Source organism: Arthrobacter sp. CC3 (assembly GCF_039907775.1).
In the GTDB taxonomy this organism is placed as follows: Bacteria; Actinomycetota; Actinomycetes; order Actinomycetales; family Micrococcaceae; genus Arthrobacter.
This window is the reverse complement of record NZ_JARCCY010000084.1, coordinates 1-6,029: the sequence shown is the minus strand read 5'-3', so window position 1 is coordinate 6,029 and position 6,029 is coordinate 1. Positions and strand designations below refer to the sequence as shown.

Annotated in this window: 8 protein-coding genes; 5 read left to right on the top strand and 3 right to left on the bottom strand. The window is 65.1% G+C overall.

Going from position 1 to position 6,029, the window contains the following annotated elements; translation table 11 throughout:
- Window positions 1–265 precede the first annotated feature (265 nt).
- Together PV761_RS23945 and PV761_RS23940 are read left to right on the top strand one after the other, a co-directional pair.
- Window positions 266–637: a cyclic nucleotide-binding domain-containing protein gene (locus PV761_RS23945; protein WP_347900013.1), complete on the top strand. Its 372-nt coding sequence runs from the start codon at window positions 266–268 to the stop codon at window positions 635–637.
- Window positions 638–680: 43 nt separating this feature from the next.
- Entirely contained in the window at window positions 681–1,442 is a 762-nt protein-coding gene (locus PV761_RS23940) for an SGNH/GDSL hydrolase family protein (protein ID WP_347900012.1), read from the top strand.
- Between the two features lie 40 nt (window positions 1,443–1,482).
- Here the strand turns inward: PV761_RS23940 and PV761_RS23935 are convergent, their stop codons facing one another.
- From PV761_RS23935 to PV761_RS23925, 3 genes are all read right to left on the bottom strand, one after another.
- Window positions 1,483–2,268, bottom strand: coding sequence for an FAD:protein FMN transferase (locus PV761_RS23935; protein ID WP_347900014.1), 786 nt, complete (start codon window positions 2,266–2,268; stop codon window positions 1,483–1,485).
- A 64-nt stretch (window positions 2,269–2,332) separates the two neighbouring features.
- Window positions 2,333–2,902 carry an FMN-binding protein gene (locus PV761_RS23930; RefSeq protein WP_347900011.1) on the bottom strand — a complete coding sequence of 190 codons (570 nt, stop codon included), beginning with the start codon at window positions 2,900–2,902 and terminating at the stop codon, window positions 2,333–2,335.
- Window positions 2,899–4,341 (bottom strand): ferredoxin reductase family protein, encoded by a 1,443-nt coding sequence (locus tag PV761_RS23925; RefSeq protein WP_347900010.1) that lies wholly within the window; start codon window positions 4,339–4,341, stop codon window positions 2,899–2,901. Before PV761_RS23925 ends, PV761_RS23930 begins: the two co-directional genes overlap by 4 nt.
- Window positions 4,342–4,815: 474 nt before the next feature.
- On the opposite strand from PV761_RS23925, the gene rpmB reads away from it, so the two are divergent.
- From rpmB to rpsN, 3 genes are read left to right on the top strand one after another with little or no spacing between them, the layout of a single operon-like run.
- Window positions 4,816–5,052, top strand: coding sequence for a 50S ribosomal protein L28 (rpmB, locus tag PV761_RS23920; protein WP_011693744.1), 237 nt, complete (start codon window positions 4,816–4,818; stop codon window positions 5,050–5,052).
- On the top strand, window positions 5,052–5,219 hold the full coding sequence (gene rpmG / locus PV761_RS23915) for a 50S ribosomal protein L33 (protein ID WP_011693743.1): 168 nt from the start codon (window positions 5,052–5,054) through the stop codon (window positions 5,217–5,219). Before rpmB ends, rpmG begins: the two co-directional genes overlap by 1 nt.
- A gap of 5 nt (window positions 5,220–5,224) precedes the next feature.
- On the top strand, window positions 5,225–5,530 hold the full coding sequence (gene rpsN / locus PV761_RS23910) for a 30S ribosomal protein S14 (RefSeq protein WP_011693742.1): 306 nt from the start codon (window positions 5,225–5,227) through the stop codon (window positions 5,528–5,530).
- Window positions 5,531–6,029 lie beyond the last annotated feature (499 nt).

The window sequence follows — 6,029 nt, the reverse complement described above, 5'->3', positions numbered from 1 at the left end:
AAGACCAGTCTTAACCACCAGGCCCACCAGTCCAGTCGACGCGCCCACCCACGACTAATTCAGCAGACTCCTAGGCGAACGGAACGGGCACCCCGACCAGGCCGTCCCGTCGTTTTCCTCCCGCAGCGCCGCCGTCGAATTTTGCGAAAACCGGCTGCTGGCAAAGTACGGGGACAGGCTGCTGCTCCGGGACCACGTTCCGGTCACGGATTCGCCCGCGCTGGCGCCGCTGGACGAGGCGGACGCGCTGGCCCTGCAAAGCCTTATGACAGCGAAGAAGTACGACGACGGCGACGTCATCCGCCGCATCGGGCTGCGGTTTGGCGGGGTCTACTTCATTACCTCCGGCAAGGTCAGCAGTACGTCGTCCGGAGCCAACTCCGATCCCGTCAAGCTCAACACCCTCAGCGCCGGCATGACATTCGGCGAGCTGGCACTGGGCAGCGGCAACCGGCAGGAAACGACGGTCAGGGCGGACGGTCCCGTGGAGGTGATGGTGCTCAGTGCCGAGGCGATCTCCGAACTTGAGTCCAGCGATTCGAGGCTTGCCATCGTCCTTTGGAAAGCCCTGACCCGGGATGCCTACACGCGGGTGGAACAATACCTGCGTGAATCAGCCGTCCGGATCCGCGGATAGCCGCCGCTTTGTTGCTCGCGGCAACGGGTGGCAGACTATCGATATGGATTTTTCCGCCCGATATGTTGCCCTGGGAGATTCGTTCACGGAGGGTGTCGGCGATGACGATCCGGCCCGCCCGAACGGAGTGCGTGGCTGGGCGGACCGCGTAGCTGAGCAGCTCGGCGCCGCGGACCCCTCCTTCGGCTACGCCAACCTCGCCATCCGGGGCCGGAAGCTCCGGCAGATCATGGCAGAGCAGGTGGATGCCGCCGTCGAACTCAAACCCACGCTGGTGACCATTTACGCGGGGGCCAACGATATCCTCCGTCCCAGGATCGACATCGACGACCTTTTGGCCGAGTACGACGCCGGCATCCGCAAGTTGAGCGCGACAGGTGCCACCGTGGTGATGTTCACGGGCTTCGACGCCCGCGGTTCCAAGGTATTCGGCACGATGCGCGGCCGCACCGCCATTTACAACGAGCTGGTGCGCGGCATCGCGGGTGACCACGGCGCCCTGCTGGTCGATTACTGGCGCTTCAGCGAGTACTACGACTGGGGCATGTGGGCCAAGGACCGGATGCACATGTCCGCCGCCGGCCACGCCAATATGGCCAAGAGGGTGCTGACGGTCCTCGAGCACGATCACTCCATCGATGTCCCGCCCATGACGCCCGTGCCGGAGCTGAGCCGGACCGACGCCATCCGGGCGAATGCGCGCTGGGTGCGGGAGTTTGCGGGACCCTGGGTGGTCCGCCGGGTCACGGGCAAGTCCTCGGGCGACGGACTCCAGCCGCGGTACAGCCAGCTCACGCGCCTGTGACTTTCGCGCCCTGACGTACGCCGCGAGCCGACGCCGAAAATTACCGCCTGAAGCCGGGCGTCGCGAGGAGTTCGCCGCCTGCCTGCACGGCCAGTACTTCGATGTTCCACCCGTCCGTGGCGCGGTCCAGCATGGGCATTCCGCCGGCCACGATTGCCGTCGCCAGCACGTCGGCCGTCACGATGTCTGCCGCCGCAACGGAAACCTGGCGGAATGCCGGGGCTCCACGGACGCCGCTGGCTGCGCCGGCCCCTGCTCCGGCCGCCCAAATGTGGTCTCCGCGTTCCGCGGAGCCGGAGGTGGCCAGCGCCAGGTTCGCGCCGTTCGCGCTGTTCGCGCCGCCCAGCGGATAGCCGGCAATCAGGGTCCGGCGGTCCTGCGGATCAACAATTCCGGCCCGCCACGGCTCGTCGGAGCCGGAACCCGGGCTCCCGGCTTCGGGCGATCCGCTGACCAAAACGTCGCCGCCGGCGTTAAGGCACCAGTCGCGAAGGCCCAGCGCGAGCAAGGATGTGCCCGCCTCCTGGATCGCGTATCCCTTGACGATCCCTGACAGGTCGAGGACGCCGTCGGGCCGTTCCGGTGTGAAGGCCCCCTCGGTCAGCAGCCGCCAGCCGACGGCGTCGGCGTAGAGCCGCCGCATTTCCCCGGACGCGTCCGGAAGCTTGATCTCGGCACGCGCCAGCCTGCTGGCTTCCGAATCGGCGCGGTACAGGCTGAACGTCTCGTCCAGCCCGGCAAAAAGCCGTTCGACGACGGCGGTGGCAGCTACCAGCTCGTCCGCACCTGACGCCGAGGGCAGGGTCAGGCTGACCACCGTTCCCATGCAGCTGAAGGTCCTGGCCCGCAACGACGGCGGCTGCGGCGGGGCTTCAGCGCCGGTTCGCGGATCAGAGATTCGCTGCATCGAGGGCCGCCTGGAGGGAGTTCAGATAGGCCACGCTGGTCACGGTGGCGCCTCCGATGGTCTGGACGTCGGCCGACTGGGCGGCGAGGACTTCGGACCTGAGGAGGGGAGCTGCCCGGTTGCTGATCTGGATGGATTTGCGGTCGTCATCGGTCAGTTGCAGGGCCTCCACATCAGTGATGGCGCCGGCCTTGACCGTGATCTGGACCTGGACTGCGCCGAAGCGCGTCTGCACCACACTGCCGGCATAGGTTCCCCCGGCCTTTGCAGCGGCTCCGGTGGTGGGCTCTGCGGCCGCGCCCGAATCCGTTCCGGCGGCCGCGGACGATCCCGTATCGCTGGCCCCCGTATCAGTGGACCCCGAGCCGGAGCTGGAGGAACCCGTGGCGCCGTTAGTGCCGGTGGCGCCGTTGGTGCCTGCTACGCCGTTAGTGCCTGCCGAGGTGCTGGCTGCGGCGCTCCGGGTGTCCTCCACGTGGATGCCGGATTGCCATCCCGCAAGCAGGATGCCTGCGGACGCAAGTGCTGCCGATACTGCTGCGCGTATTCTCACCAGTCAAACCTTTCGTAGTGGAGTTGGTCTTCCCTGACGCCGGCGGCGCGGGCATCCTCGAGGACGTTCCTTGCCCACGCCCCCGGCCCGCAGACATAGACATCCGCGTCTGCGATTCCGGGCGCGTAGTCCGCCAGCCGATGCCCGGCGTCGGTGGCGCTGTCCGGGAGCCAGCTTCCTGTGTGCCGGGCCGAACGGGGGCCGGTCAGGTGGAACACTGTGGCGCCACGGTTCCGTGCCAATTCCAGAATCTCGTCGCCGAGGTAGAGTTCCTGCTCGGTGCGGCCCCGAAGGATCACGGTGGCCTGCCCCGGAGCGAAGGGCGTTGATTCCAGGAGGGCCCGCAGCGGCGTGATGCCGATGCCCGCTCCGATCATCACCACACGGTCCCGGCTCCGCGCCGCGGTGCTGAAGATTCCGTAGGGCCCCTCCACGGCAACTTTCGTCCGGGGCTTCACGCCTGCCAACTGGGCCGATCCCCGGCCAAGGTTCCGGACAGTGATCCTCAACAAGCCGCGGCCGGAGGCGTCGAACTGCAAGGGCTCGGCCGAGAGGCTGAACGGATGCGGATGCCACCACAAGCCCGGTGCCAGGAAGCGCCAGATGAAGAACCGTCCGCCTGCCCCGGCCAGCTCGTTGAGCCGTAGCCCGTGCATTTCGATGCTGACCACGCCCGGCGCCACCTGCACTACCCGGCTGACGGTGAGCTGATGGCGGAACGTCGCAATGACCGGTTCGAGGACGCGGTAATGCAGGAGGGCCGCGCCGGTGGCGATACACGCCGCCAGCCAGTACCAGCGCTGCCACGTACCTTCGGCGAACAGTCCGCCCACGCTGAACTGATGGGGCAAAGAGGTTGCCACCGCGGCATAGGTCAGCAGGTGCACCGCGTACCAGAACTCGTAGGGAAAACGCCGGCGGACCGCCACCAGGGACGTCACCACCACGGCGATGAAGAGCGCCATGGAAATGAAGGCCAGCCACATGTCCGGCACCAGCACCCAGAGGGACACCGCTTCGCTGACGGGATCGAGGCCCTCGGCCATCCCGTAGCCGATGGCGATCAGGAGTCCGTGGGCCAGCAGGAGGTAGAGCGATGGTTTGCCGAGCTTCCGGTGGAACTCCAGGGCGCGGTCGTGGCCTACGGTCTGGTCGATGAGCGGAATCCTTGTTGCCAGCAGCAGCATCAACAGGACCAGGTCCATGCCGGCGAGCCCGGTCACGATGCCCAAGGCAGTGACGGCGCCGGCGAGTGTCGAGAATTCCGAGGTGCCGCCGTCGGCCAGCCACAACGCCACGGCAGCGGCAATGGAAGCCCAGGCGGCCGTTGTCAGCAGGTCCGTACGGAACAGGCGACGGCGGTGCCGGGCCCTGAAACTGCCCGGCCCCTTACGGTCCCGGGAACCGGCGGGCAGAGCGGGCAGGAGTTGTGTGTTCATGCTTCAACGGTGCGGGCGGTACCTTTCATTCTGCTGTGAAAAGACTGCGGCGCCGATGTGACTTGGGAACGGTGAGGCAGCCGGGCTTATACACCCGCGAAGGGCAACGGCGGCTACCCGATTCGCCTTTAATTAGTCAAGCTCGTAGACTTGGTAGGCGCTAGGTGGCGCGGAGCGTGTGCAATTGCTCCGGTTGGCGGGATCTGTCCTCAATATCGACAGTCCTCAAGGCCGGTAGTTAGGGGCTCAAGTTGCGTGCACTCCTGTATTCGCCCAGCATCCCGGTACTTCGCAGAGGATTCTTCTGCCCGGTACTCGTGGCCCATCATGTTCCCCGCAGTGCGGAAAACAGCCGGTTATGCCGGCTGCCGACGCCTGCGGACCGCGTGATATGAGCTGGATGCGGACGCCGCCTGTCGCACGGTACGCGGAACTCTGCGGACCGTTTCATTTATTTTCATGAGGAGAGTCGTCATGGCAGCACACTGCCAGGTGACCGGAGCCGAGCCGGGCTTTGGACACAGCATTTCGCACTCGCACCGTCGCAACAAGCGTCGGTTCGACCCGAACATCCAGAAGAAGCGCTACTGGGTTCCGTCCCTGCGCCGTAATGTCACCCTGCAGGTCTCTGCACGTGGCATCAAGACCATCGACGTACGTGGCATCGACGTTGTCGTAGCCGCCATCCTGGCACGAGGAGTGAAGCTCTAGTGGCAAAGGACAAGGACGTACGTCCGATCATCAAGCTCAAGTCGACCGCTGGCACGGGTTACACCTACGTCACGCGCAAGAACCGTCGTAACGACCCGGACCGCATGGTTCTGAAGAAGTACGACCCCCGCATCCGTAAGCACGTCGAATTCCGAGAGGAGCGCTAAGCACTATGGCTAAGAAGTCAATGATCGCTAAGAACGAACAGCGTAAAGTCATCGTCGAGCGCTATGCTGCAAAGCGCCTCGAACTGAAGAAGGCCCTGGTTGACCCCGCGTCAACCGACGAAGCACGCGAAGCTGCACGCCTCGGCCTGCAGAAGCTGCCCCGCAACGCCTCACCGGTACGTCTGCGTAACCGCGACATCATCGATGGCCGTCCCCGCGGTACCTTCCAGAAGTTCGGTATCTCCCGTGTTCGCTTCCGCGACATGGCTCACCGCGGTGAGCTCCCGGGCATCACCAAGTCTTCCTGGTAATTCAGTACAGCTGTTAGCTCAGCACTGCTGATTCCAGTGGTCTGGAAAGGGCCGGCAACCTTAGGGTTGCCGGCCCTTTCTGCGCTTAACCAGTTCCGCGTTCCGCCGGCGCAAGGCGTGGTGATGCAGCACACAGGGCCCAAGTACGACGGCGGCGCCCTGGAATGTGCCCTCAGCACCCGTTTTGCCCCGGATTGGCGCGGTTCTGGAGCCATACGGGGGAGGGTTTGCGGTGGGGGCAAAGTAGGTGTATTGTTTTCTAAGTCGCCGAGAGGGGGCCGGCGAGGAGCTGGTTACCGAAGGCGGCCAAACCCCTTCTAAACAGCCTGAAAAACGGTTCGTCACTTGGCGTGCTGCAAGACGGCGGGGTTGGTCTCGATGACCGGCAGATCGCAGAAATGCTGATTTGCTTTGATTCTTGAGATCGGGTAAGTTTGGAAAGTTGCTCCGGAGCGATCCGCGACTGAATGGCCTGTTGGTCTGGTTGTGGTGGTGCCGG

Bases quoted from the DNA above. Each gene is read 5' to 3' on its own strand.
- rpsN (WP_011693742.1), top strand. From the start codon at position 5,225: ATGGCTAAGAAGTCAATGATCGCTAAGAACGAACAGCGTAAAGTCATC.
- PV761_RS23925 (WP_347900010.1), bottom strand. From the start codon at position 4,341: ATGAACACACAACTCCTGCCCGCTCTGCCCGCCGGTTCCCGGGACCGT.
- PV761_RS23940 (WP_347900012.1), top strand. From the start codon at position 681: ATGGATTTTTCCGCCCGATATGTTGCCCTGGGAGATTCGTTCACGGAG.
- PV761_RS23945 (WP_347900013.1), top strand. From the start codon at position 266: ATGACAGCGAAGAAGTACGACGACGGCGACGTCATCCGCCGCATCGGG.
- rpmB (WP_011693744.1), top strand. From the start codon at position 4,816: ATGGCAGCACACTGCCAGGTGACCGGAGCCGAGCCGGGCTTTGGACAC.
- PV761_RS23935 (WP_347900014.1), bottom strand. From the start codon at position 2,268: ATGGGAACGGTGGTCAGCCTGACCCTGCCCTCGGCGTCAGGTGCGGAC.